This window comes from Streptoverticillium olivoreticuli subsp. olivoreticuli, from assembly GCF_003391135.1.
Classification (GTDB): Bacteria; Actinomycetota; Actinomycetes; order Streptomycetales; family Streptomycetaceae; genus Streptomyces; species Streptomyces blastmyceticus.
This window is the reverse complement of the sequence record NZ_CP031455.1, coordinates 4,596,822-4,620,065: the sequence shown is the minus strand read 5'-3', so window position 1 is coordinate 4,620,065 and position 23,244 is coordinate 4,596,822. Positions and strand designations below refer to the sequence as shown.

Here is a 23,244-nt window from a genome sequence, read left to right as displayed (position 1 = left end):
ACCCGGGCGCAACGCTCCGGTCCCGGACTCGACACCTTTCTTCTTTGGCGGGGGCCCCTCCCGGGCCCCGCACCCCCGCGTTTTTTCGGAGGACACCAGTGGGACGACTCTTCGGTACGGACGGTGTGCGCGGTGTGGCCAACGCCGATCTGACAGCCGAGCTGGCGCTCGGCCTGTCGGTCGCCGCGGCGCATGTGCTCGCCGAGGCGGGTACGTTCGAGGGCCACCGCCCCGTGGCCGTGGTGGGCCGGGACCCGCGCGCGTCCGGGGAGTTCCTGGAGGCCGCCGTGGTGGCCGGGCTCGCCAGCGCGGGCGTGGACGTCCTGCGGGTGGGCGTGCTGCCCACGCCGGCCGTGGCGTACCTCACCGGGGCGCTCGGCGCGGACCTCGGCGTGATGCTGTCCGCCAGCCACAACGCCATGCCGGACAACGGTGTCAAGTTCTTCGCCCGCGGCGGCCACAAGCTCGCCGACGAGCTGGAGGACCGGATCGAGCAGACCTACCGGGCGCACGCCTCCGGCGAGCCCTGGGACCGGCCCACCGGCGCCGGTGTCGGCCGGGTCCGCGAGTACGACCAGGGCTTCGACAACTACGTCGCCCACCTCATCGGTGTGCTGCCCAACCGCATGGACGGCCTCAAGGTCGTCATCGACGGCGCCCACGGCGCGGCCGCCCGTGTCTCCCCCGAGGCGTTCGCGCGGGCCGGCGCCGAGGTGATCACCATCGGCACCGAGCCCGACGGCCTCAACATCAACCACGAGTGCGGCTCCACCCACCTGGACAAGCTGCGCGCCGCCGTGGTCGAGCACGGCGCGGACCTGGGCGTCGCCCACGACGGTGACGCCGACCGCTGCCTGGCCGTCGACGCCAAGGGCAACGAGGTCGACGGCGACCAGATCCTGGCCGTCCTCGCGCTCGCGATGCGCGAGGCGGGCTCGCTGCGCAAGAACACCGTCGTCGCCACCGTGATGTCCAACCTCGGCTTCAAGCTCGCCATGGAGCGCGAGGGCGTCGACCTCGTCCAGACCGCCGTCGGCGACCGCTATGTGCTGGAGGAGATGAAGGCCCACGGCTTCGCCCTCGGCGGCGAGCAGTCCGGCCACGTCATCGTCCTGGACCACGCGACGACCGGCGACGGCACCCTCACCGGCCTGATGCTGGCCGCTCGCGTCGCGGCGACGGGGCGGTCCCTGGCCGACCTCGCCGGTGTCATGGAGCGGCTGCCGCAGATCCTCATCAATGTGCGGGATGTCGACAAGTCGCGCGTGAAGACGTCCCAGGAGCTCTCTGAGGCGGTCGCCGCGGCGGAGGCGGAGCTGGGCTCCACGGGCCGTGTGCTGCTCCGCTCCTCGGGCACGGAGCCGCTCGTTCGCGTCATGGTCGAGGCGGCGGACATCGAGCAGGCGCGCGCGGTGGCGGAGAGCCTGGCGGATGTCGTGAAGTCGGCGCTGGGCTAAGGCTTTTCTTCCCCAGCCCCGCCCCTTCCCGAAACTGGGGCTTCGCCCCAGACCCCGGAGCACGCTTCGCGCGCTGTCCTCAAACGCCGGACGGGCTGAAATCAGCCCGTCCGGCGTTTGAGGACGCGCCCGCAGGGCGCTGGGGGTCCGGGGTCTCCCCGGTTCGGGAAGGGGCGGGGTGGGGGCTAAAGCTTGCGCAGCGACAGACGCTGCACCTTGTGGTCCGGACCCTTCCGGAGGATCAAGTTCGAGCGCCCCCGAGTAGGCGCCACATTCTCCAGCAGATTCGGCTTGTTGATCGTGCGCCAGTTCCGCCGCGCGTAATCCAGCGCCTCTTCCTCCGGCACCTGCGTGTACTGCCGGAAGAACGAGTGCGGATTCTGAAACGCCGTCAGGCGCAGCTTCTTGAACCGCTCGTAGTACCACCGCTCGATGTCCTCCGCCCGCGCGTCCACGTAGACGCTGAAGTCGAAGAAGTCGGCGAGTCCCACCCGCGTGCGCCCGTCCTTGCCCGGGAGCGCGGGCTGGAGGACGTTGAGGCCCTCGATGATCAGGATGTCCGGGCGGTGCACGGTCAGCCGCTCGCCGGGCACGATGTCGTAGATCAGGTGGGAGTAGACGGGCGCGGTCACCTCGTCCTTGCCGGCCTTCACATCGGCGACGAAGCGGGTGAGGGCGCGGCGGTCGTAGGACTCGGGGAAACCTTTCCGCGACATCAGGCCCCGGCGGTGCAGCTCCGCGTTGGGCAGCAGGAAGCCGTCCGTGGTGACCAGCTCGACGCGCGGGTGCTCGGGCCAGCGGGCCAGCAGCGCCTGGAGGAGGCGTGCGGTGGTCGACTTGCCGACCGCGACGCTGCCCGCGACGCCTATGACGAAGGGCGTGCCCGGCTGTGAGCCGTGGCCGCGGGTCCCGGCCTCGCCCAGGAACGTGTTGAGCGTCCCCCGCAACTGGCTCGTGGCCCCGACGTAGAGGTTGAGCAGCCGGGACAGCGGCAGATAGACGTCCCGGACCTCGTCCAGGTCGATGACGTCGCCGAGCCCGCGCAGTCGCTCGACCTCCTCCGCGGTCAGTGGCAGCGGGGTGTTTTCGCGCAGGGCGCTCCACTCCGTGCGGGTCAGGTCCACATACGGGGAGGAGTCGGCGCGGCGGCGCTGCTGCTGCTCTGAGGTGGTCGGCACGGGCCCATTGTGCGCGGGTGGCGCGCGCGGCTCACTTCCGGGTGGTGGATGCGGGTGTTCTCGTCGGGTTTGGGTGACTCCTGCGGCGCCGGACGGTGAAGTTCCGCGGAGACCCTGTACCTACTGGCGGGTCAGTACTACGGTCCCACCCACCTCCGGCCACCGCATCCCGCTAGGAACGCCGTGTTCGTTCTCCTCGCCCTACGGAACACCGTCAGGGTCTCCCTGCGCCACTTCCTGCGCCGTCTCGCGCGCCGTCTGCGCCCCGCCCCCGCCGTACGGGGGGTGCCGGTCCCGCGCGACGACTTCGCCGCCCTGGTCTCCGGCGAGCTGGCCGCCGAGCTGCCCGACGAGGATCTCGGCCAGGACCTGGACGACTGCCTGGACCGCTATGAGCTCGGCAGCAAGCCGCGCTGCGAGGAGGTCGAGTACCTCGAACTGGTCCAGGACGCGATCGACCGCATCGAGCGGGGGCGTTGAGGGGCGTACGGGGGCGCGCGGGCACTCCGGTGCGACCGCGTTGCGCCATTGGGGGCACCCGCCCGCCCCTGGGCCGTACGCTGCTGCGCATGTGCGGAATCGTTGGCTATGTGGGAGGGCAGTGCGCCCTCGACGTCGTATTGGCCGGGCTGAAGCGCCTGGAGTACCGCGGCTATGACTCGGCCGGGGTCGCCGTGCTCGCCGACGGCGGGCTCGCGGCGGCGAAGAAGGCCGGCAAGCTCGCCAATCTGGAGAAGGAGCTCTCGGACCGCCCGCTGCCGTCCGGCCCCACCGGCATCGGCCACACCCGCTGGGCCACCCACGGCGGCCCCACCGACGCCAACGCCCACCCGCACCTCGACAACGCGGGCCGCGTCGCCGTCGTCCACAACGGCATCATCGAGAACTTCGCCCGGCTGCGTGCCGAGCTGACCGACCGCGGGCACGAGCTGGCGTCCGAGACCGACACCGAGGTCGTCTCGCACCTGCTGTCCGAGGCGTTCTCCTCCTGCGGCGACCTGGCCGAGTCGATGCGGCAGGTGTGCCGCCTGCTGGAGGGCGCGTTCACGCTGGTCGCCGTGCACGCCGACGAGCCGGACGTGGTCGTCGGCGCCCGCCGCAACTCCCCGCTGGTCGTCGGCGTCGGCGACGGCGAGTCCTTCCTCGCCTCCGACGTCGCCGCCTTCATCGCCCACACCCGTGACGCCATCGAGCTCGGCCAGGACCAGGTCGTGGAGCTGCGCCGCGACGGCGTGACCGTCACGGACTTCGACGGGGCGCCCGCGGAGGTCCGCGCGTACCACGTGGACTGGGACGCCTCCGCCGCCGAGAAGGGCGGCTACGACTACTTCATGCTCAAGGAGATCGCCGAGCAGCCGAAGGCCGTCGCGGACACCCTGCTCGGCCGCGTCGACGCGGCGGGCACCCTGTCGCTGGACGAGGTGCGCATCCCCGCCTCCGTGCTGCGCGAGGTCGACAAGGTCGTCATCGTGGCCTGCGGCACGGCGTACCACGCGGGGATGATCGCGAAGTACGCCATCGAGCACTGGACCCGGATCCCGTGCGAGACGGAGCTCGCGAGCGAGTTCCGCTACCGCGACCCGATCCTCGACCAGCGCACGCTGGTGATCGCGATCAGCCAGTCCGGCGAGACCATGGACACCCTGATGGCCCTGCGGCACGCGCGGGAGCAGGGCGCGCGCGTGCTCGCGATCTGCAACACCAACGGCTCGACCATCCCCCGCGAGTCGGACGCCGTGCTCTACACCCACGCCGGGCCCGAGGTCGCGGTCGCCTCCACGAAGGCGTTCCTGACCCAGCTGGTCGCCTGCTACCTGGTGGCCCTGTACCTGGGCCAGGTGCGCGGCACGAAGTGGGGCGACGAGATCCGGTCGGTCGTGCGCGAGCTGTCCGCCATCGCCACGCAGGTGGACGAGGTGCTGGAGACCATGGAGCCCGTACGGGAGCTGGCGCGCTCCCTGGCCGACAAGAACACCGTCCTCTTCCTCGGCAGGCACGTCGGCTACCCCGTGGCCCTGGAGGGCGCCCTGAAGCTCAAGGAGCTCGCCTACATGCACGCCGAGGGCTTCGCCGCCGGCGAGCTGAAGCACGGCCCCATCGCGCTGATCGAGCGGGACCTGCCGGTCGTCGTGGTCGTCCCCTCGCCGCGCGGCCGCTCGGTGATCCACGACAAGATCGTCTCCAACATCCAGGAGATCCGCGCCCGGGGCGCCCGCACGATCGTCATCGCCGAGCGCGGCGACACGGCCGTACGTCCCTACGCCGACCACCTCATCGAGATCCCGCCGACTCCCGTGCTGCTCCAGCCCCTTGTGGCCACCGTCCCGCTCCAGGTCTTCGCCTGCGAGCTCGCCACCGCGCGCGGCAACGAGGTCGACCAGCCGCGCAACCTCGCGAAGTCGGTGACCGTCGAATGATCGTCGGAGTGGGCATCGACGTGGCCGAGATCGAGCGCTTCGACGCGGCCCTGCGCCGCACGCCGGGCATGGCGAGCCGGCTCTTCGTCGAACGCGAGCTGTATCTGGCGAGCGGCGAGCGGCGTGGCATCGCCTCCCTGGCGGCCCGCTTCGCCGCGAAGGAAGCGGTGGCCAAGGCTCTGGGCGCCCCGGGCAATCTGCTCTGGACGGACGCGGAGGTCACTACCGAACCGACGGGCCAGCCCCGCCTGGTGGTGACGGGCACGGTCGCGGCCCGCGCGGAGGAACTGGGCGTACGCTCCTGGCACGTCTCGCTGAGCCATGACGCGGGGGTGGCTTCGGCGGTGGTGATCGCGGAGAAGTGAGGTCGGGCCCCGGCTTGCTTCGGGGGTCCAACTGTCCCTTGTACGCGTGTCGGTGGGCGGGGGTACGGTTCTGATGGACGAGTCGGAACGGAGCACCGTATGCCCCCGCACTTTGACGAGTACACCGGAGCGCGTGTCGCGCGCGTCCGTAAGGTCCGGCGGTTGACCCAACGCGAGTTGGCGGACCTGTCCCATGTCTCCTACAGCACGCTCACGAAGGTCGAGCAAGGGGCGCTGCCCGCGAGCCCTTCGGTGGTCGGGGCGCTGGCCCGCGCGCTGTCCGTGCCGGTCACGGAGCTGACGGGCCAGCCCTATCTCGACGAGTTGCGGCAGGATCAGCTTGACGGCCTGATCCAGCCGATCCGCGAGGCGCTGAACGTCTACGACCTCGGCCCCGACCCGGACGTCATCCCGCGCCCTCCGGAGGAACTGGCGGCGCACGCCGACCGGTTGTGCGCACTGGTCCGGGCGACGGACATCAAGCGGGTGGCGGCCGAACTCCCGGGCCTGATCGGCGAGGTCACGACGGCGGCGCACCTGTCGCCGGGCGAGCAGGAGTGGCGGCTGCTGGCGGGCGTCTATCGCACGGCTTACGACGTCACGACGAAGCTGGGCTACCCCGACCTGTGCACGGTCGCCCTGGACCGCATGGACTGGGCCGCCCAGCGCGGCTCGGACGCGATCCTCGGAGGCATGCGTCAGTACTTGCGGGCCCTCGCCTATCTGCGCGCCAGCGACTACCGGACCGGCAAGCGGCTGGTACGGCTGGGCATGGCGACACTGGAGCAGGCGGACCCGGGGCGGGTGCGTGACGTGGTCACCGGCCAACTCCACCTGGGGGCAGCCGTCCTCGCGGGCCGCGACAAGGACGAGGAGACCGCCTCCGGCCACCTCGACAAGGCGCAGCGCATCGCGGAGCGGACCGGCCCGGCCGAGAAGGTGCACTGGCTGTCCTTCGGCCCGGCGAACGTCGGCGTCCACCGGGTGAGCGTCCTCACCGAGCTCGACCAGCACGCGGAGGCCGTGCGGACCGCACAGACCACGGTGATGCCGGACGACTGGCCGGCCTCCCGGCGTGCGCATCACTACGCTGAAGTCGCCCAGGCCCAGATGTGGACGGGCCGTACGGAGGCGGCCTTCAAGAACCTGCAGCTGGCCCGGAAGGTCGCGCCCCAGCAGACGCGCTACCACCCGACGGTGCGGGAGACGTACGCGGGCCTGGAGTCGGCGAAGCGGCGCATGCCGGAGACCTTCGGCAACTTCGGTGCGTGGCTCGGTATGTGACTGAGAGTCAATCCATGGCCGGGGCTATCAGGAACGTCTGACAGTTCCGGCCCTGGTGCGTCGGCACGATGTGGGGGTGAGTGACCCCCGCGGCCGCGTGAACGACCCGGGGGCATGGTCAACGCCAGCTAGGAGCGTCAACATGCCGAAGCTTATCCACCGGGCCATCCACTGGGCGAGGGCCAGATTCGGCGCACGTACGCCCGAACTCGCCGTGCCGGAGCCCGAGCCGACGGCCCGCCCCGCGGCGGCCCCGCAGAGTGAACTGTGCGGCGTCTACGTCTGGGCCACCGCCCACGGGATCGACATCAAGCCCAGCTCACCCCTGCGCTCGTGCGACTGCGCCTCGCATCAGCCGTCCGAACTGAGCGCGAAGGTGGCGGAAGCGAACAAGCTGAGCCGCCAGGGAAGAGGCGAGCCCGCCCCGGGCACGCCGTGGCCGTAACAGGGCCCCTGCCCGGCTGTCAGCGCGGCACATCCCCCAACGACTCCAGCAGCACCCGGAGTTCGTCCGCCAGCGCGTCGCGGCGGGAGGTCGTCAGGGCGGACAGCAGGCGGTTCTCCGTCGCGATGTGGTCCGGGAGCGCCTTGTCGATCAAGGCGCGCCCCGCTTCGGTGAGGGTGACGTACACGCCGCGGCCGTCCGAGTCGTTCGGGGTGCGGATCACGAGCGCGCGGGCCTCCAGGCGGTCCAGGCGCTGGGTGATCGCGCCCGAGGTGACCATCGACGCCCGCATCAGCTCCGCGGGCGTCAGCCGGTGCGGGGGGTCGCTGCGCCGCAGGGTCGCGAGGACGTCGAAGGACGCGATGTCGAGGCCGTGCGTGGCGAACGTGCGGCGCAGCTCCGTGTCGAGGAGCCGGGAGAGCCGCTGGAGGCGGCCGATGACGCCCATGGGGGAGGTGTCGAGTTCGGGGCGCTGCGCGGCCCACTGTTCCAGGATTCGGTCCACTTGATCTGCCACGCCCCCAGCCTAGCCACTGTCTCACCACTAAGAGAGATTGCTTAGCGCTAAGCAACGCGTTACGGTGGCTTAGTGCTAAGCAATCGCATCGGGATCGTCCTCGTGACCGCCTTGGCGCCCGCCGTCTGGGGCTCCACCTACCTCGTCACCACCGAGCTGCTGCCGCCCGGCCGCCCCCTCCTCGCAGGGGTGATCCGCGCGCTGCCCGCCGGGCTCGCCCTCGTCGCCGTCACCCGCCGCCTGCCGCGCGGCTCGTGGTGGTGGCGGGCGCTCGTGCTGGGCGCGCTCAACATCGGCGCGTTCTTCGCGCTGATCTTCGTCGCCGCCTACCGCCTGCCGGGCGGCGTCGCGGCCACCCTCGGCGCGCTCCAGCCGCTGCTGGCCGCGGTTCTCGCCGCCGGACTGCTCGGGCAGCGGCTGACCACCCGTACGGTGATCACCGGCGCGGCGGGCGTGGCCGGCGTCAGCCTGCTCGTGCTCCGGGCCGACGCGCGGCTCGACGCACTCGGGCTCGCGGCGGCGCTCGGCAGCGCCGTCGTCATGGCCACCGGGGTCGTCCTCAGCAAGCGCTGGGCCTCGCCCGCGCCGCTGCTCGCGACCACCGGCTGGCAGCTCGTCGCGGGCGGCCTGCTGCTGCTCCCGGTCGCGCTCTTCGTCGAGGGGCCGCCCCCGGCGTCGCTGACCGGCGAGAACCTGGCCGGTTACGCCTACCTCGCGGTCGTCGGCGCGGGCCTCGCCTACCCCCTGTGGTTCCGGGGGATACGCGCCCTGCCCCCGACCGACGTCACCTTCCTCGGCCTGCTCAGCCCGGTCGTCGCCACGGCCCTCGGCTGGCTGGCCCTCGGCCAGGACCTCACCCCGGCGCAGTCCCTCGGCGGGCTCGTCGTCCTCGCGTCCCTCGTCGTGGCGCAGATCCGCCGCCGTCCGCGCGCGGAAGCGGCGCCCCTTCCCGTACGGGACGACGCCGCCGCTGTCTCATCCACCCGTTGAACCAAAGGAGTTCAAAGCCATGCGCATCACCGTCTTCGGAGCGGCCGGGAACGTCGGGAGCCGCGTGGTCGCGGAGGCACTCTCCCGCGGCCACGAAGTGACCGCTGTCGTACGGGATCCGGCCCGCTTCCCTCATCTGCCCGCAGGGGCCGAGGCGCGGACCGGTGACGCCGCGGACGCCGACGACGTGGCCGCCCTGAGCGCCGGGCAGGACCTCGTGATCACCGCGACCCGCCCGGCGCCCGGCCGCGAGGGCGAGCACGCCGCCACCACGCGGGCCCTGCTGGCCGGGCTCGCCAGAACCGGCGTACGGCTGCTGGTCGTCGGCGGCGCGGGCAGCCTGACCGTGCCGGGCGGCGGCGGCAGAGTGGTGCGGGACGACCCGGCGTTCGCCCCCGCGGCCATCCGGCCCATCGCGCAGGCCGGCACGGAACAGCTGGCGGTCTGCCGCGCGGAGACGACGGTGGACTGGGCCTACCTCAGCCCGGCGGCCCTGCTGGAACCGGGCGAACGCACGGGCACCTACCGGCTGGGCACGGACGAGCTCCTGGTCGACGCCGAGGGCAACTCCGCGATCTCCATGGAGGATCTGGCGGTGGCCCTGCTGGACGAGGCGGAGCGGCCGAAGCACCGGCGGACGCGGTTCACGGTCGCGTACTGAATGGCCTGTCGGCCGGGCCGGAGCGCTGGATAGCCTGTGAATCGTGCATCCAGCGAGGGAACGCATCGCGGCGGTCATCGGGCGACGGACGCAGGGCAGCGGCTATCTGCTGGCCCCACGTCTCGTGCTGACGGCCGCCCACGTGGCGCGGGATTCCCTACAGGCGGTCGTCCCCGGCGGCGTCGGCCCCGTGGCCTGCCGGACGCTCTGGACCCGTGGCGACGACAAGGGCGACGTCGCCCTTCTCCTCGCCGAGCGGGACCTGGTGCCGCCACAGGCAGCGGCCGCCTTCGAACCGGTGGTCTGGGGCCGGGTCGGCGACCTGCGCGTCTGGCGCGACGCCCAGACGATCGGCTTCCCGCAGGCAGCCCGGGACGCGCACGACGAGCTCGACACCGAACAGCTCGTCGGCACCCTCAAGCCCGGCAGCCAACTGCTCGGCGGCCGCCATGTGCTGGACAGCGACCACGGCGCCCCGGCCGCGCTCGCGGACGGCGGGTCGCCGTGGGCGGGGATGTCCGGCGCGGCCGTCTTCGTGGGCGGCCTGCTGTGCGGCGTCGTCTGCGAGGACCCGGGCGGCTGGCGGCACGGGCGACTGGCGGTGACGCCCATGTTCCGCATCTGGTCCGACCCGGAATTCCTGGACCTCTGCGCGGAGCACGGACACAAGCCGGTGTCGCGTGCGCTGGCTTCTTCCTTGGAGGTGGAGGAGGAGACGTTCGAGCGGCGGCTGCGGGAGTATCTCGCGGAGCGGGCGGGTGAGTTGACGATCGTCGGGTTGACGCTGTCGGACGCAGAAGGAGAGGTGTGGCCGCTCGACGCGGCGTATCTGAGCCTGGAAATGACCGGCGGGGAGCGGCCCGCCACCCCACTGGGGCGGAGCACGCACTGGGTGAAGGATGCCGACTGGATCGCGGAGCTGAACACCGCGGCGGCCTCTCCCCGCCGCGCCGAAGCCGCCCTCGCCGGACAGCGCCGCGTCCTCCTGCGCGGCGCCGCCGGCTCCGGCAAGACGACGCTGCTGCAATGGCTCACCACGATCACCGCGACGGACGAACTCCCACCGGGCCTCGACCACTTCCGCGGCTGTGTGCCCCTACCGCTCCCGCTGCGCACGCTCGTGAGGCACGGCAACCTGCCGGACCCGGAGGAGTTCCTGCGCACCGCCGCCCGCCCGCTGGCCGGGCAGCCCGCCGCCCGGGGCTGGGTGACGCGGCGGCTGGCCGAGGGCAGCGTCCTGTTGCTGATCGACGGCGTGGACGAGGTCCCCGAGGCCGACCGCCGCCGCACCCTCGCCTGGATCAAGGAGCTGCTGGCCGCCTACCCGGACGCCCGGTATGTGATCACGACGCGCCCCTCCGCCGTACGGGAGGGCTGGCTCGCGGACGCCGGTTTCACGGAGCTGGAGCTGCTGCCGATGAGCCGTGCCGACGTCGCCGCCTTCATCGACCGCTGGCACACGGCGGCGGGCCAGCACCGGAACGAGCAGCTCCGTACCTTCCGCGCGGCGCTCGCCAAGGCGGTGGTGGCCAAACCGGACCTCGGCCGCCTCGCCACCAACCCCCTGATGTGCGCGCTGATCTGCGCCCTCAACCGCTCCCGGCGCGGCAACCTCCCGCACGGCCGGATGGAGCTCTACCGCGCCGCGCTGGAACTGCTGCTCGTGCGCAGGGACCGCGAACGCGAGATACCCGGCCCGGATCTCGACCAGGCGCAGCAGGTGGCGCTGTTGCAGAAGATCGCGTACTGGCTGATCCGCAACAGCCGCTCCGAGATCGAGTGGCACAAGGCGGTGCAGATCATCGACGGCGCGCTGCCGTACATGCCGTCGATCGCCGCGCGCGGTGACGCGGCGGGCATCCTGCACCATCTGGTGCTGCGCAGCGGCCTGTTGCGGAAGCCGACGACGGAGACACTGGACTTCATCCACCGCACGTTCCAGGACTATCTCGGTGCCCAGGCGGCCGTCGACGAATGGGACTGGGGCGTCTTGGTCGAGCACGCGCACGACGACCAGTGGGAGGACGTGCTCCGCATGGCGGTCGGCCACGCGACGCCGCGCGGGCGGGCGGAACTGCTGGGGATGCTGCTGGACCGGGCGTCCAAGGACGAGCCGCACCGGCAGCGGTTGCGGCTGCTGGCGGCGGCCTGCCTGGAGCACGCGACGGAACTCGATCCCGCCGTGCGCAGACGGGTGGCCGACGCGGCACTGCGGTTGATCCCGCCGCGCGACACGCAATCGGCGAAGGTACTGGCGAGAGCGGGCCGGGTCATTCTCGACCTGCTTCCCGGGCCGGACAGCGAGCGGTTGCAGAAATTCGGCAACAAGTCGGACGAGGTCGCCCACGCGGTCGTCGTGGCGGCGACGACGGTGGCGGATGTCAGGGCCGTTCCCTTGCTGGCCGAATACGCCGATCACCGGCACCTCGGGGTGCGCGCCCAGCTCGCCTGGGCGTGGGACCGCTTCGACACCGAGCATTACGCGGACGAAGTGATAGCCAGACTCGCCTATGCGGGCGAGGGAATGGACGACCTGGAATTCGTGGTGCAGTCGAAGGCACAGATATCCGCGCTCAGGAGGCTCGGCGGACGGCCGTGGGTGCGGTGCGTCGGAGCGCTGACCGCCGACGATCTGGCCGACCTGGGCACGCCGGTGCTCAACACGCTGTCGTTCCGCTCGAATCCGGAGGTCATCGATCTCCGCGCGCTGAGCTCCTGCCCGCCGCTGCTGGCACTGGGCATCGTGGAATCACAGGGGTGGTCCCATCTGCGCACGGTGAACAGCGAGGCCCTCCACACGCTGAACCTCGCGGTGAGCCACGGCCCCGGTGACCTCGACGCCGTGTCGGACATGGCGGGCCTCGAAGTGCTCACCCTCGACTGGCCCCCGATGGAGCCGGGTCCGGGCTCGGCGATCTCCCTGCCGCCGGGCCTCCAGTACCTCCGGCTGGGCTGGGGTCCGTCGGCCGAGCTGCGGCTGAGGGACGTGGGCCACTGCCGTGCGCTGACCTCGGTGTCGTACTTCGGCATGGACGCCGCCGCGCGCGGGCGCCTGGCCCTGGAAGACCTCCCGGCGCTGCGGGAACTGAGGGTCACGGACGAGTCCTTGACCTCCTGGGCCTTCACCGAGCCACTGCCGCAGGTCGAGCGGCTGTTCCTCGAGGAGCCCCGCCATCTCGCCGGGCTGGTTCATCTGGCGCGTGTTTTTCCCGGTCTCACGGAACTCTGGTTCTACTGCGGGTCCTCGACGGAAGTCCTGGACGTGGCGCATCTGGCGGGACTGGAATCCTGCCGCGTTTCCGTCGAACACAGCGGCCCCGTCCTCAACGCGCACTGCCTCCCGGCCGGAGCGGAACTCACGGTGTCCGCGGCCCAGCGGCATGCGTAGTGCCGCCGGGCCCGGAACACCTCACCCCACCACATCCCGCCAGACCCCCCGCAGCGCCTCCGCCACCGCCGATGCCGTCAGCGGGGCCCGGCCCAGGGAGCGGGCCGCGAGGCCGTGGAGGTAGGCGCCTGTCGAGGCCGCGTCGTAGCCCGTCAGGCCCGCGGCCAGGAGGGCGCCCGTCAGGCCCGAGAGGACGTCGCCGCTGCCCGCCGTCGCGAGCCACGGGGTGCCCGTGGGGTTGACGCGGACCGGGCGGTGGCCGGAGGCGACGGCCGTGGTGGAGCCCTTGAGCAGGGCGGTCGCGCTGTACCGCTCGGCGAGGGCGCGTACGGACACCAGGCGGGCGGACTCGACGCGTTCGCGGGTCTGGCCGAGGAGGACGGCGGCCTCGCCGGCGTGCGGGGTGAGGACGGTCCCGGCGGAGCGGGCGCGCAGGGTCTCGGGGGAGAGCAGGCGGAGCCCGTCCGCGTCGATCAGGACGGGGACGTCCGAGGCCAGGACGTCCTCCAGCGCCTGGCGCGCCTCCGCGCCGTCACCGAGGCCGGGGCCGACGACCCACGCCTGTACCCGCCCCGCCTTCGACGGCGGGCCCGCGGAGACGAGCGTCTCGGGGAAGCGGGCGATCACCGCCTCCGCCGCGGGGCCGACGTAGCGCACGGCGCCCGCGCCGCCGTGCAGCGCGCCCGCCACGGCGAGGACCGCGGCGCCCGGGTAGCGGGCCGAGCCCGCGACGATGCCGACGACACCGCGCCGGTACTTGTCGCTCTCCGCCTCCGGGCGCGGCAGCAGCCAGGCGACGTCCGCGTGCTGGAGCGCCTCGGCGTCGGGCGCGGACGGCAGCCGCAGGCCGATGTCGACCAGCCGCAGCGCGCCCGCGTGCTCACGGGCGGGGTCGAGCAGGAGGCCGGGTTTGTACGCGCCGAAGGTGACCGTCGCGTCCGCGTGGACGGCCGCGCCGTGCACCTCGCCGGTGTCCGCGTCGACACCGCTCGGCAGGTCGACGGAGACGATCAGCGCGCCCCCGGCGTACGCCGCCCGCATCAGCGACTCCGCCTCCGGCCGCAGCCCGCCCTTGCCGCCGATGCCGACGATCCCGTCCATGACGAGGTCGGCACGGCGCACGGCCCGGTCGGCGGCCTCCGCGGAGGCGATCCGTCCGCCCGCGGCCCGCAGCGCGGCCAGACCGCCCGCGTGCGTGCGCTCGGGGGAGAGCAGGACGGCGGTCACGCCCGCGCCGCGGCGGGCCAGCCGGGCGCCCGCGTAGAGCGCGTCCCCGCCGTTGTCGCCGCTGCCGACGAGCAGCGCGACGCGCGACCCGTACGTACGCCCCAGCAGATCCGTGCAGGCGGCCGCGAGCCCGGCGGCGGCGCGCTGCATCAGGGCGCCCTGGGGGAGCTGTGCCATGAGCGCGCGCTCGGCGGCCCGTACGGTCTCGACGCTGTACGCAGTCCTCATGCTCCCCAGTGTCGCCTTCGGGCCTTCCGCACGCCGCCGCATTGCCGCGGATCCGGCACCCTGGGCGCACGGAAACGGACACCTGAGAGACTGACGGGGATGAACGAGACACCGATGCGCGCCCGTGCCCTGGTCGACCTGGCCGCCCTGCGGGCCAACATACGCACGCTGCGGGCCCGTGCGCCCAAGGCGCAGCTGATGGCTGTCGTCAAGGCGAACGCGTACGGCCACGGCGCGGTCCCCTGTGCCCGTGCGGCGCGCGAGGCGGGCGCGGCGTGGATCGGTACGGCCACGCCGGACGAGGCGCTCGCGCTGCGCGCTGCCGGTGACCGGGGCCGGCTGATGTGCTGGCTGTGGACGCCGGGCGGGCCGTGGCGGGAGGCCGTCGAGGCGGACATCGACGTGTCGGTGAGCGGCCTGTGGGCCGTGCGCGAGGTGAGCGACGCGGCCCGCGCGTGCGGCCGCACCGCCCGCGTGCAGCTGAAGATCGACACCGGCCTCGGGCGCAGCGGCTGCCAGCCCGACGACTGGCCGGAACTGATCGCCGCCGCCCGCGCCGCGGAGGACGAGGGCCTGATCAAGGTCACCGGCGTGTGGTCGCACTTCGCGTGCGCGGACGAGCCCGGCCACCCGTCCATCCAGGCGCAGCTGCGGGTCTTCAAGGACGCGGTGGGCTATGCCGAGCGGCAGGGCATCGAGCCGGAGGTGCGGCACATAGCCAACTCCCCGGCGACCCTCACGCTCCCGGAGAGCCACTTCGATCTCGTCCGCACCGGCCTGGCGATCTACGGTGTCTCGCCGAGCCCGGAGGTCGGCACGCCCGCCGACCTGGGCCTCACGCCCGTGATGACGCTGTCCGCGTCCCTCGCCTCCGTCAAGCGCGTGCCGGGCGGGCACGGTGTCTCATACGGGCATCACTACGTCACGCCGGGTGCCACTACTCTCGCCCTCGTTCCCGTCGGCTACGCGGACGGGATCCCGCGGGCCGCCTCCGGGACCGGGCCCGTGCTGATCGGGGGCAAGTGGCGGACGGTCGCGGGCCGGGTGGCCATGGACCAGTTCGTGGTCGACCTGGGCGGCGACAGCGCGCGGGTGGGCGACGAGGCGGTGCTGTTCGGACCGGGCGACCGGGGCGAGCCGACCGCGGAGGACTGGGCGCGGGCGACCGGGACCATCGCCTATGAGGTCGTCACGCGCATCACCGGCCGGGTGCCTCGCGTCTACGTCGGTGAGACGGTGGACGAGGGCACCGATGTGAACGAGAACGTGAACGAGAACGTGAACGAGAGCACGGACGTGATCGGGCAGGAGAGCTAGGACACGGGGGGCACGGCATGAGCGACAGCGCGAATACCGACGGGACGGGTGTGGCCCGAGTGGCCGACGTGGCGGGCCTGGGTGCCGCCGCGGTCGATGCGGCCGGGGCCGCCGGGTGGCGGCGGGGCGCGGGTGTCGCCGGCGCCGCGATCGGTGTGGTGGCCGCCGGAGCCGCGGTCGGGGTGGCCGTGGAGCGCCTGACCGTCGGGCGCGGAGTGCGCCGCAAGGCGCGGCTCGCACTGGACTCGATGGGCCCGTACGGAACGCTGCGGGGCCGGCCGGGCCGGGCGGTCGCCGAGGACGGCACGGAGCTGTACTACGAGGTCGACGAGGTGGAAGACGCTTCCGCCGATGCCCCTGCTGATACGCAGGAGCCGCTGCTGAAGCGGATCTTCGGGCGGCGCACGCCCCCTCCGGTCACGGTGATTTTCAGCCATGGCTACTGCCTCGGCCAGGACTCCTGGCACTTCCAGCGGGCCGCCCTGCGCGGAGCCGTGCGCACGGTCTTCTGGGACCAGCGCAGCCACGGCCGCTCGGAGCGCGGCCGCTCCCAGCTGGACGGGAGCGTTCCGGTCTCCGTCGACCTGCTCGGCCGCGACCTCAAGGCGGTCATCGACGCGGCCGCGCCCGAGGGGCCGCTGGTGCTCGTGGGGCACTCCATGGGCGGCATGACGATGATGGCGCTGGCCGCGCAGTACCCCGGGCTGATCGCCGAGCGCGTCGTGGGCGCGGCCTTCGTCAGCACGTCCTCGGGCGGACTCGCGGCCAACACGTACGGGCTGCCGGCCGCGGGCATGAGCGTGGTGCGCCGGGTGCTGCCGGGCGTCTTCAAGGTGATGACCGCGCAGCCGGAGCTGGTGGAGCGCGGCCGGCGGGCCACCGCCGACCTCTTCGCGGGCCTCATCCGGCGCTATTCGTTCGGCTCCCGCGAGGTGGACCCGGCCGTCACCCGCTTTGCGGAACGCCTCCTGGAGGCGACCCCGGTCGACATCGTCGCCGAGTTCTACCGGGTCTTCGCGGAGCACGACAAGGCGCAGGCGCTCTGTGCGTTCGCCGACCGCCCTGTCGTCGTCATCGGGGGCGAGAAGGACCTGATGATTCCGAGCGCGCACTCGGAGGCGATCGCGGAGGTGCTTCCGGGCGCGCGGCTGGTGCTTCTGCCCGGGGTCGGGCACATGGCGATGCTCGAGCAGCCGGAAGTGGTTTCCGGCTGCTTGATGGAACTGCTGGAAGCCGCCGGGGCCGATGCGGGCGCTTCGCGCGAGCAGGTCCCGGCTGTGCGCCGCCGCGTCTGAACGGGGGCTTGTCCCGGCCCCGGCTCAGGCCGCCGGGCGGTTCCGGTCCTGCTCGGGCTCGGGCGCCTTCGGAGGTGTGGACACCGCGTCCGCCGCCGCGCACGCCGCCAGCAGATCTCGCATCGACAGGGGCCGCTCATCGGACCGCTCCTCGCGGCGGTCGGCAGCAGGCGCAGGCTCGGCGGCGGATTCTCGGGCCGTCATGAGTGCCTCCTGAGGCAGCTGGGCAAGGTTAGGTAGACCTAACCGTGTCTCTGCCTTCCATGTGACCACGCCGGAGACCGCCCGCGCAACATGTTGCCGACGGCCTGTCGGAATGAAGCGTCGTTCGGCGACGGGCCCCGTACCATCGACGGGTATGAACGCCCCGCATGACATCTCCACTGCCAACATCGCCCACCTCACCGTCAAGTCCGCCGAGGACATGCGGGACTTGGGCCGCAGGCTGGCCGCGCTGCTGCGGCCCGGCGATCTGGTCCTGCTCACCGGTGAGCTGGGCGCGGGCAAGACGACGCTGACCCGCGGGCTGGGCGAGGGCCTGGACGTGCGCGGCGCGGTCACCTCGCCCACGTTCGTGATCGCCCGCGTCCACCCGCCGCTCGGCTCCGGCCCGGCCCTCGTCCACGTCGACGCCTACCGCCTGAACGGCGGCCTGGACGAGATGGAGGACCTCGACCTGGACGTCTCCCTGCCGGAGTCGGTCATTGTCGTCGAGTGGGGCGACGGCAAGGTGGAGGAACTCTCGGACGACCGCCTGCACGTGGTGATCGAACGAGCGGTCGGCGCGGACGCGGACCTCTCCGAGCACGCCGACGACGTACGCGGCGTCCGCTTCGAGGGCGTGGGCGACCGCTGGGCGAACGTGGACCTGGGCGCGCTGTAGCGTCCGGCCCGTCCGGCGTTTCAGGGGTCCGGGGCGGAGCCCCACATGAGAGGCAGCGGGGCCGGGAAAAGGAACCCGACAGGGTGAACGGCGGACCCTTAGGGGACCACCACCACACTCGCCCCGCTCACCGCGAACTCCCACATCGCCCGCCCATCCGCGGGCTGCTCCCGGATGCCACCCGTCTTCTGCGTGCCCGACGGCTTCGGCGACGACCCGTCGACCGCCGCGCTGAAGCCGAAGACGACACCGGCCGCGTCGCGGTGGAAGCGCACGATGTGCTCGATGGGGACGCCGTCCGACCCGCTGCCGGTGGGCGCCCGCGAGGTCACCTTGTAGGCGCCCGGCAGCGGGTTCACCGTGCTGGGCGCGACCTCGAAGGAGCGGCCTGCCTGCCCGCCCGCGCCGACCAGCCACACCCGCTTGGCCGCGAGCGCGTACACGACCCGCTTGCCGGTGCCGGAGTTCGCGGGGACGGCCGTGGCGGCGTCCTGCGCGGGCTTGTCCTTGCCCGCGGAGTCCTGGCCGGGCGAGGACTTGCCCGAGCCGGACGGGGAGGCGTGCGCGGCCGCGTGCGGGCGGCCGGGCGCGGCGTCCGCCTGATAGGCGAGAAACCCGACCCCGGTCAGCGCCACCACGGTGAGCGCGGCCACCATGGCTCCCGAGCTGCTGCGTGCCACGCTGAGCACCCTTTCGTCCTGCGTACGGCTATGCGGCTGACCGTAGCACCCGCGTACGCCCCCGCCGCGCCCTCCGCGTGGGCAGGCGCGGGCACCGTCCGCCCCATGGCGCGCCGTAGGCTGTCAGTGTGCTGCTGCTCGCTCTTGATACCGCAACCCCCGCCGTCACCGTCGCCCTCCACGACGGCGACAAAGTCATCGCCGAGTCGCGTCAGGTGGACGCGCGCAGGCACGGTGAGCTGCTGCTTCCCGCAGTCGACCGGGTGCTCGGCGAGGCCGGCCGCGTGCTGGCCGACGTGACCGGCATCGTCGTCGGCGTCGGCCCCGGTCCGTACACGGGCCTGCGCGTCGGCATCGTGACCGCCGCCACCTTCGGTGCCGCGCTGTCCGTCCCCGTCCACGGGCTGTGCTCGCTCGACGGGATCGCGTACGCGGCGGGGCAGCAGGGGCTGGAGGGCGAGTTCGTCGTGGCGACGGACGCCCGCCGCAAGGAGGTCTACTGGGCGCGGTACAGCGACGCCCGTACCCGCGTCACCGAGCCCGCCGTGGACCGCCCCGCCGACCTCACCGAGCCGCTCGCCGGGCTGACCGTCGTCGGCGCGGGCGGAGTGCTCTACCCGGACGCGTTCACGGACGTACGGACCGACATGCCCGAGCACCAGTCGGCGGGCGCGCTGGCGTCGCTGGCGGTGGAGAAGCTGCGGACGGGCGGGGAGTTCCTGCCGGACCAGCCGCTCTACCTGCGCCGTCCGGACGCGCAGGTGCCCGCGAACTACAAGGTGGTCACCCCGAAGTGACCGAGACAGTGCGTATCCGCGAGATGCGCTGGTGGGACATCGGGCCGGTGCTGGAGCTGGAGCGCGTGCTCTTCCCGGACGACGCCTGGTCCAAGGGCCTGTTCTGGTCCGAGCTGGCGCACGCCCGCGGCGCGGGCGCCAACCGCCGCTACGTGGTCGCCGAGGACGCCAAGGGCAACGTCGTCGGCTACGCCGGCCTCGCCGCGATCGACGGTACCGGCGACGTACAGACCATCGCCGTCGCCTACGAGCACTGGAGCACCGGCCTCGGCGCCCGGCTGCTCGCCGAGCTGCTCACCACCGCGACCGACTTCGAGTGCCGTGAGGTCCTCCTGGAGGTGCGCGTCGACAACACGCGCGCCCAGCGGCTCTACGAGCGCTTCGGCTTCGAGCCGGTCGGCGTCCGCCGCGGCTACTACCAGCCCGGTAACGTCGACGCGCTCGTGATGCGCCTTTCCGATCCGAACTCCGCAGTGCAAGGAATGACCCATGGCTCCCAGAGCTGACGAACCCCTCGTCCTCGGCATCGAGACCTCCTGCGACGAGACGGGCGTGGGCATCGTCCGGGGCCACACCCTGCTCGCGGACGCCATCGCCTCCAGCGTCGACGAGCACGCCCGCTTCGGCGGCGTGGTCCCCGAGGTCGCCAGCCGCGCCCACCTGGAGGCGATGGTCCCGACCATCGAGCGGGCGCTCAAGGAGGCGGGGGTCAGCGCCAAGGACCTGGACGGCATCGCCGTCACCGCGGGCCCCGGCCTCGCCGGCGCGCTGCTGGTCGGGGTGTCGGCGGCCAAGGCGTACGCGTACGCACTCGGCAAGCCTCTTTACGGCGTGAACCACCTGGCCTCGCACATCTGCGTGGACCAGCTCGAACACGGCGCGCTGCCCGAGCCGACGATGGCCCTGCTGGTCTCCGGCGGCCACTCCTCGCTGCTCCTGGCGCCCGACATCACCTCGGACGTCCGCCCGCTGGGCTCGACGATCGACGACGCGGCGGGCGAGGCGTTCGACAAGGTCGCCCGCGTGCTGAACCTCGGCTTCCCCGGCGGCCCGGTCATCGACCGGTACGCGCGCGAGGGCAACCCGGACGCCATCCGCTTCCCGCGCGGCCTGACCGGCTCCCGGGACCCGATCTACGACTTCTCCTTCTCCGGTCTCAAGACCGCCGTGGCCCGCTGGATAGAGGCCAAGCGCGCGGCGGGCGAGGAGGTGCCGGTCGCGGACGTGGCGGCGTCCTTCCAGGAGGCGGTCGTGGACGTCCTGACCCGCAAGGCCGTGCGCGCCTGCAAGGACAACGGCGTCGACCACCTCATGATCGGCGGCGGCGTCGCCGCGAACACGCGGCTGCGCGCCATGGCCGCCCGCCGCTGCGAGGACGCGGGCATCACGCTGCGCGTGCCGCGCCCGAAGCTGTGCACGGACAACGGCGCGATGGTCGCGGCGCTGGGCTCGGAGATGGTGGCGCGGGGGCGGGCCGCCTCCGCGTGGGACCTCTCGGCGGACTCCTCGCTGCCGGTGACGGAGACGCACGTACCCGCGCCTGAGGGCGCTCATGGGCACTCGCACTCCCACTCCCACGCGCATGATCACGACCATGTGCACGAGCTGAGCAAGAAGAACCTGTACGAGTCGTGAGCCGGTAGCGGGTTGTCCACACCCGGTTGTCCACAGCCCTGCCCGGGCCCCCTGGGGAACACCTATTCTGGAGGCCGGGCAGGGCGGACGGGGAGGAGCCGGACATGGATTGGCTCTGGTGGGTATTGATCTTTTTCGGCGTCGGAGGCTTCACCAAGGCCGCCGACATGGGCCGCACGGCCCTGCGCACCCGCCACGAGCGCAAGCTGGAGCTCCTGGAGACCGAGCGCCGGGAGCATGAGGCGCTCGAATCCGCGTCCAAGCCCCCGGAGCCGGTCTGCGGCTGCACCCACCACCTGGCCAAGCACGACAAACAGGGCCGCTGCCACGAATCGGTGGAGGTCCCGGTCGCCTGGGACGCGGAAAAGAAACCGACGAGCTACGAGCCGGGCCAGTGCAACTGCCAGCAGTACATAGGCCCGCAGCCGCTCACGACGTTCTACGCGGAGGATCTGACGGATCTGGCGTAGGGGAGCCCAGCCTCGGCGAGCGCCTGGTCCAGGATGCGCCCGAGCTCTGAGGTCGCCGCCAGGGCCTCTTCAACCGTTTCGGCCTGATCGGCCGTGGCTTCGAGACAGCGAAATCTTGCTGCCCGCTTCGGGTGTCGCTCGATGGCGACGTACACCGCCCACTGGCCGACGAGTCGGCGCATCGGCCCCGCGTTTCCCGTGCTGTGTGCCTCGCACAGGGCTTCGGCGTACTCGGCGTCGAAGGTCGCCAGCGAATCGGGCATGACCTGGGCGACGGCCGTCCGCAGCGCTTCGGGAGTGTTCGCGGGTCGTGGGATCAGTGGGGCGTCAGGCGTCAGCATGGCCCTCCGCCCGGTCGGGGAGAGGGCTGATCTCCGCGACCGCGGCGTGGGCCTCGTCCGGGGTGTCCGCCCGGGCGACCGCGGTGCGGAGGTCCTCGGGGGTGGGGCCGTCCGCCGGGCCGGTGGTCATACGAGCCTCCGGCGGTTGTTGACCTCCGAGACGTGCGCGCGCAGATAGGCGCGCAGCGTCGTGACCCGGAGCGAGGCGGCGGGGCACTCCCACTCGCGGCCGCCGCCGGGCGGGCGCAGGTGTACGAAGTCGCCTGTGTGGTCCATGACTTGACCGACCCGGTCGGTGCGGGTGTCGATGACGTATGCCCCACGCGGCGGAATTTCTCTGTTCACGCTACCTAGGGTTACGGGGCGTGGCTAGCCTTCGTAAGTGACGGTCACGGGACGTTGTGTGTACGTACCGTTCTGGCACTGGGGAAGGGCGGGCGTGTTGACGGGTATGAGCTCTCTGCCGCCGATCAACTGGCGGTATTGCGGTCACCAGATGAAGCTGTGGCGGACACTTGCGGAGGTGTCCCGAGAGGAACTGGCCGAGGAATCCAGCTACGGCTGCGAGACCATCAAGTCGATGGAGCAGGGGCGACGGAGGCCAACGCTGCGGGTGCTTGAAGTGGCGGACAGGCTGTGCGGCGCGCACGGGCTATTGGTGGCAGCGCACGACTATCTGGGTCCCGAGCCGGTCGTGTCGCGGTACGACGACTTCTTCCGGTATGAGGCCGAGGCGATCGCCTACAGCTCGTACGAGCCGCTACTCATTCCGGGTCTGCTTCAGACCGAAGAGACGATGCGGGCGCTGTTCAATGGCGCTTGGCCTCCGCCGGATGACGAGGCGATCGAGGGGTTGGTGAAGGCCAGGCTGGGACGGCAGTCGCTGCTGAAGGAGCAAGGTAGGGCGTTCGTGTTCCTCATCGCGGAGGCGCCCTTGCGCCACCCCCTTGCTGGCCCGGAGGCTCACAAGTGCCAGCTCGGGCACTTGCTGGATGTCGGCCAGCAACGCAACGTAGCGATCCAAGTTCTTCCGGCCGGCAGCGTGGTGGTCAGCGCCTCCTTCGTTCTGCTGGAGCTGCCCAGCCTTCAGTGGATCGTCTACGAGGAGGCGCACTGGACCGGGTTGCTGTACGAGGAGTCCGAGAAGGTCAGCCACTTCACGAGGCAGCACGCTGCTATCGGCCGGATGGCACTTCCTCCTGCCGAGTCCGAACGGTTCATCAGGAAGTTGGTGGAGGGGCTATGAGTGATGAGCTGGCCTGGTTCAAATCCAGCTACACGAACGAGAATGGTGGCAACTGCGTTGAAATCGCGCTGGCTTGGGGCAAGTCCAGCTACAGCGACACGGAAAGCGAATGCGTAGAGGTCGCGGCTCGCCCGCACGCCGTGCACATCCGGGACTCGAAGCGAATACCCGGGCCCCAACTGGTCACCCCCGCAAGCGCCTGGGTCGAATTCGTCGCGTACGCGGCAACCACTTGAGCTCCGGGCTCCGGACCCCGAGCTCTGCCTCTGAGGAATGGATGGTGGGTATAACCCACCCACCCACCCTCCCCAACCCCCGCGCGCACCACACGAGTTAACTTCCAGTGATCGGGTTGCGACGGCCCGTCGCCACGCTCTAGCGTTCGCAGCAACAAAGCGACCCCGGCAGGTGTTAGCAGCACCG

Annotated in this window: 26 protein-coding genes; 18 read left to right on the top strand and 8 right to left on the bottom strand. The window is 72.1% G+C overall.

What is annotated here, in order from left to right; translation table 11 throughout:
* The first annotated feature begins 98 nt into the window (after window positions 1-98).
* The gene (glmM, locus tag DXZ73_RS20140; RefSeq protein ID WP_116212406.1) at window positions 99-1,457 is read left to right on the top strand and encodes a phosphoglucosamine mutase; all 1,359 of its coding nucleotides are present in this window, start codon (window positions 99-101) and stop codon (window positions 1,455-1,457) included.
* Between the two features lie 185 nt (window positions 1,458-1,642).
* Here glmM and coaA read toward each other — a convergent pair whose 3' ends face one another.
* A complete protein-coding gene (coaA, locus tag DXZ73_RS20130) occupies window positions 1,643-2,635 on the bottom strand; it encodes a type I pantothenate kinase (RefSeq protein WP_116212404.1) in 993 nt (330 codons plus the stop codon).
* 183 nt (window positions 2,636-2,818) lie between these two features.
* Between coaA and DXZ73_RS20125 the strand changes: the two genes are divergently transcribed.
* From DXZ73_RS20125 to DXZ73_RS20105, 5 genes are all read left to right on the top strand, one after another.
* Complete coding sequence (locus DXZ73_RS20125; protein WP_240351427.1) at window positions 2,819-3,115, top strand: hypothetical protein; 297 nt, start codon at window positions 2,819-2,821, stop codon at window positions 3,113-3,115.
* An 89-nt stretch (window positions 3,116-3,204) separates the two neighbouring features.
* Window positions 3,205-5,052 (top strand): glutamine--fructose-6-phosphate transaminase (isomerizing), encoded by a 1,848-nt coding sequence (glmS, locus tag DXZ73_RS20120; RefSeq protein ID WP_116212402.1) that lies wholly within the window; start codon window positions 3,205-3,207, stop codon window positions 5,050-5,052.
* Window positions 5,049-5,417 (top strand): holo-ACP synthase, encoded by a 369-nt coding sequence (locus DXZ73_RS20115; RefSeq protein WP_116212400.1) that lies wholly within the window; start codon window positions 5,049-5,051, stop codon window positions 5,415-5,417. The genes glmS and DXZ73_RS20115 overlap by 4 nt, the downstream gene beginning before the upstream one ends.
* A 99-nt stretch (window positions 5,418-5,516) precedes the next feature.
* The gene (locus DXZ73_RS20110) at window positions 5,517-6,701 is read left to right on the top strand and encodes a helix-turn-helix domain-containing protein (RefSeq protein WP_116212398.1); all 1,185 of its coding nucleotides are present in this window, start codon (window positions 5,517-5,519) and stop codon (window positions 6,699-6,701) included.
* A gap of 142 nt (window positions 6,702-6,843) precedes the next feature.
* Complete coding sequence (locus DXZ73_RS20105; protein WP_116212396.1) at window positions 6,844-7,146, top strand: hypothetical protein; 303 nt, start codon at window positions 6,844-6,846, stop codon at window positions 7,144-7,146.
* A 19-nt stretch (window positions 7,147-7,165) separates the two neighbouring features.
* On the opposite strand, the gene DXZ73_RS20100 is transcribed toward DXZ73_RS20105, so the two are convergent.
* Window positions 7,166-7,663 carry a MarR family winged helix-turn-helix transcriptional regulator gene (locus DXZ73_RS20100; RefSeq protein ID WP_116212394.1) on the bottom strand — a complete coding sequence of 166 codons (498 nt, stop codon included), beginning with the start codon at window positions 7,661-7,663 and terminating at the stop codon, window positions 7,166-7,168.
* A gap of 102 nt (window positions 7,664-7,765) precedes the next feature.
* Here DXZ73_RS20100 and DXZ73_RS20095 point away from each other — a divergent pair, with 102 nt between their 5' ends.
* From DXZ73_RS20095 to DXZ73_RS20085, 3 genes are read left to right on the top strand one after another with little or no spacing between them, the layout of a single operon-like run.
* Window positions 7,766-8,653 (top strand): EamA family transporter, encoded by an 888-nt coding sequence (locus tag DXZ73_RS20095; RefSeq protein ID WP_240351426.1) that lies wholly within the window; start codon window positions 7,766-7,768, stop codon window positions 8,651-8,653.
* Between the two features lie 19 nt (window positions 8,654-8,672).
* Window positions 8,673-9,314 (top strand): NAD(P)-dependent oxidoreductase, encoded by a 642-nt coding sequence (locus DXZ73_RS20090; RefSeq protein WP_116212390.1) that lies wholly within the window; start codon window positions 8,673-8,675, stop codon window positions 9,312-9,314.
* Window positions 9,315-9,357: 43 nt separating this feature from the next.
* Window positions 9,358-12,702 carry a serine protease gene (locus DXZ73_RS20085; RefSeq protein WP_116212388.1) on the top strand — a complete coding sequence of 1,115 codons (3,345 nt, stop codon included), beginning with the start codon at window positions 9,358-9,360 and terminating at the stop codon, window positions 12,700-12,702.
* 21 nt (window positions 12,703-12,723) lie between these two features.
* Here the strand turns inward: DXZ73_RS20085 and DXZ73_RS20080 are convergent, their stop codons facing one another.
* Window positions 12,724-14,157 (bottom strand): NAD(P)H-hydrate dehydratase, encoded by a 1,434-nt coding sequence (locus DXZ73_RS20080; RefSeq protein WP_116215729.1) that lies wholly within the window; start codon window positions 14,155-14,157, stop codon window positions 12,724-12,726.
* A 99-nt stretch (window positions 14,158-14,256) separates the two neighbouring features.
* Between DXZ73_RS20080 and alr the strand changes: the two genes are divergently transcribed.
* The gene (alr, locus tag DXZ73_RS20075; protein WP_116212386.1) at window positions 14,257-15,474 is read left to right on the top strand and encodes an alanine racemase; all 1,218 of its coding nucleotides are present in this window, start codon (window positions 14,257-14,259) and stop codon (window positions 15,472-15,474) included.
* 17 nt (window positions 15,475-15,491) lie between these two features.
* Window positions 15,492-16,769: an alpha/beta fold hydrolase gene (locus tag DXZ73_RS20070; RefSeq protein WP_116212384.1), complete on the top strand. Its 1,278-nt coding sequence runs from the start codon at window positions 15,492-15,494 to the stop codon at window positions 16,767-16,769.
* Window positions 16,770-16,793: 24 nt separating this feature from the next.
* Here DXZ73_RS20070 and DXZ73_RS20065 read toward each other — a convergent pair whose 3' ends face one another.
* On the bottom strand, window positions 16,794-16,973 hold the full coding sequence (locus DXZ73_RS20065; RefSeq protein ID WP_116212382.1) for a hypothetical protein: 180 nt from the start codon (window positions 16,971-16,973) through the stop codon (window positions 16,794-16,796).
* 154 nt (window positions 16,974-17,127) lie between these two features.
* Here DXZ73_RS20065 and tsaE point away from each other — a divergent pair, with 154 nt between their 5' ends.
* Window positions 17,128-17,652, top strand: coding sequence for a tRNA (adenosine(37)-N6)-threonylcarbamoyltransferase complex ATPase subunit type 1 TsaE (gene tsaE, locus DXZ73_RS20060; RefSeq protein WP_240351425.1), 525 nt, complete (start codon window positions 17,128-17,130; stop codon window positions 17,650-17,652).
* Between the two features lie 98 nt (window positions 17,653-17,750).
* On the opposite strand, the gene DXZ73_RS20055 is transcribed toward tsaE, so the two are convergent.
* Window positions 17,751-18,332, bottom strand: a complete 582-nt coding sequence (locus DXZ73_RS20055) for a hypothetical protein (protein ID WP_240351424.1) — start codon at window positions 18,330-18,332, stop codon at window positions 17,751-17,753.
* 128 nt (window positions 18,333-18,460) lie between these two features.
* On the opposite strand from DXZ73_RS20055, the gene tsaB reads away from it, so the two are divergent.
* The 4 genes from tsaB to DXZ73_RS20035 all read left to right on the top strand — a co-directional run bounded on the left by tsaB (window position 18,461) and on the right by DXZ73_RS20035 (window position 21,234).
* A complete protein-coding gene (gene tsaB / locus DXZ73_RS20050) occupies window positions 18,461-19,129 on the top strand; it encodes a tRNA (adenosine(37)-N6)-threonylcarbamoyltransferase complex dimerization subunit type 1 TsaB (protein WP_116212376.1) in 669 nt (222 codons plus the stop codon).
* A gap of 23 nt (window positions 19,130-19,152) precedes the next feature.
* Window positions 19,153-19,635: a ribosomal protein S18-alanine N-acetyltransferase gene (rimI, locus tag DXZ73_RS20045; RefSeq protein ID WP_116215728.1), complete on the top strand. Its 483-nt coding sequence runs from the start codon at window positions 19,153-19,155 to the stop codon at window positions 19,633-19,635.
* Window positions 19,619-20,764, top strand: a complete 1,146-nt coding sequence (gene tsaD / locus DXZ73_RS20040) for a tRNA (adenosine(37)-N6)-threonylcarbamoyltransferase complex transferase subunit TsaD (RefSeq protein WP_116212374.1) — start codon at window positions 19,619-19,621, stop codon at window positions 20,762-20,764. The genes rimI and tsaD overlap by 17 nt, the downstream gene beginning before the upstream one ends.
* 104 nt (window positions 20,765-20,868) lie before the next feature.
* Window positions 20,869-21,234, top strand: a complete 366-nt coding sequence (locus tag DXZ73_RS20035; RefSeq protein WP_116212371.1) for a hypothetical protein — start codon at window positions 20,869-20,871, stop codon at window positions 21,232-21,234.
* Here DXZ73_RS20035 and DXZ73_RS20030 read toward each other — a convergent pair.
* From DXZ73_RS20030 to DXZ73_RS20025, 3 genes are read right to left on the bottom strand one after another with little or no spacing between them, the layout of a single operon-like run.
* A complete protein-coding gene (locus tag DXZ73_RS20030; protein WP_116212369.1) occupies window positions 21,204-21,575 on the bottom strand; it encodes a DUF6247 family protein in 372 nt (123 codons plus the stop codon). The two genes, DXZ73_RS20035 and DXZ73_RS20030, sit on opposite strands and share 31 nt — an antisense overlap.
* Window positions 21,562-21,705, bottom strand: coding sequence for a hypothetical protein (locus tag DXZ73_RS38245; RefSeq protein WP_162890264.1), 144 nt, complete (start codon window positions 21,703-21,705; stop codon window positions 21,562-21,564). The genes DXZ73_RS20030 and DXZ73_RS38245 overlap by 14 nt, the downstream gene beginning before the upstream one ends.
* The gene (locus DXZ73_RS20025) at window positions 21,702-21,920 is read right to left on the bottom strand and encodes a hypothetical protein (RefSeq protein ID WP_116212367.1); all 219 of its coding nucleotides are present in this window, start codon (window positions 21,918-21,920) and stop codon (window positions 21,702-21,704) included. The genes DXZ73_RS38245 and DXZ73_RS20025 overlap by 4 nt, the downstream gene beginning before the upstream one ends.
* 37 nt (window positions 21,921-21,957) lie before the next feature.
* On the opposite strand from DXZ73_RS20025, the gene DXZ73_RS20020 reads away from it, so the two are divergent.
* A complete protein-coding gene (locus DXZ73_RS20020) occupies window positions 21,958-22,821 on the top strand; it encodes a helix-turn-helix domain-containing protein (RefSeq protein ID WP_240351423.1) in 864 nt (287 codons plus the stop codon).
* Window positions 22,818-23,057, top strand: a complete 240-nt coding sequence (locus DXZ73_RS20015) for a DUF397 domain-containing protein (protein ID WP_116212364.1) — start codon at window positions 22,818-22,820, stop codon at window positions 23,055-23,057. Before DXZ73_RS20020 ends, DXZ73_RS20015 begins: the two co-directional genes overlap by 4 nt.
* Window positions 23,058-23,244: the final 187 nt, after the last annotated feature.

Coding starts and splice junctions, on each gene's coding strand:
- rimI (WP_116215728.1), top strand. CDS start 19,153: ATGCGCTGGTGGGACATCGGGCCGGTGCTGGAGCTGGAGCGCGTGCTC.
- alr (WP_116212386.1), top strand. CDS start 14,257: ATGAACGAGACACCGATGCGCGCCCGTGCCCTGGTCGACCTGGCCGCC.
- DXZ73_RS20110 (WP_116212398.1), top strand. CDS start 5,517: ATGCCCCCGCACTTTGACGAGTACACCGGAGCGCGTGTCGCGCGCGTC.
- tsaD (WP_116212374.1), top strand. CDS start 19,619: ATGGCTCCCAGAGCTGACGAACCCCTCGTCCTCGGCATCGAGACCTCC.
- DXZ73_RS20105 (WP_116212396.1), top strand. CDS start 6,844: ATGCCGAAGCTTATCCACCGGGCCATCCACTGGGCGAGGGCCAGATTC.
- DXZ73_RS20015 (WP_116212364.1), top strand. CDS start 22,818: ATGAGTGATGAGCTGGCCTGGTTCAAATCCAGCTACACGAACGAGAAT.
- glmS (WP_116212402.1), top strand. CDS start 3,205: ATGTGCGGAATCGTTGGCTATGTGGGAGGGCAGTGCGCCCTCGACGTC.
- DXZ73_RS38245 (WP_162890264.1), bottom strand. CDS start 21,705: ATGACCACCGGCCCGGCGGACGGCCCCACCCCCGAGGACCTCCGCACC.
- DXZ73_RS20090 (WP_116212390.1), top strand. CDS start 8,673: ATGCGCATCACCGTCTTCGGAGCGGCCGGGAACGTCGGGAGCCGCGTG.
- DXZ73_RS20070 (WP_116212384.1), top strand. CDS start 15,492: ATGAGCGACAGCGCGAATACCGACGGGACGGGTGTGGCCCGAGTGGCC.
- DXZ73_RS20115 (WP_116212400.1), top strand. CDS start 5,049: ATGATCGTCGGAGTGGGCATCGACGTGGCCGAGATCGAGCGCTTCGAC.
- DXZ73_RS20035 (WP_116212371.1), top strand. CDS start 20,869: ATGGATTGGCTCTGGTGGGTATTGATCTTTTTCGGCGTCGGAGGCTTC.
- DXZ73_RS20030 (WP_116212369.1), bottom strand. CDS start 21,575: ATGCTGACGCCTGACGCCCCACTGATCCCACGACCCGCGAACACTCCC.
- DXZ73_RS20065 (WP_116212382.1), bottom strand. CDS start 16,973: ATGACGGCCCGAGAATCCGCCGCCGAGCCTGCGCCTGCTGCCGACCGC.
- DXZ73_RS20080 (WP_116215729.1), bottom strand. CDS start 14,157: ATGAGGACTGCGTACAGCGTCGAGACCGTACGGGCCGCCGAGCGCGCG.
- tsaE (WP_240351425.1), top strand. CDS start 17,128: ATGAACGCCCCGCATGACATCTCCACTGCCAACATCGCCCACCTCACC.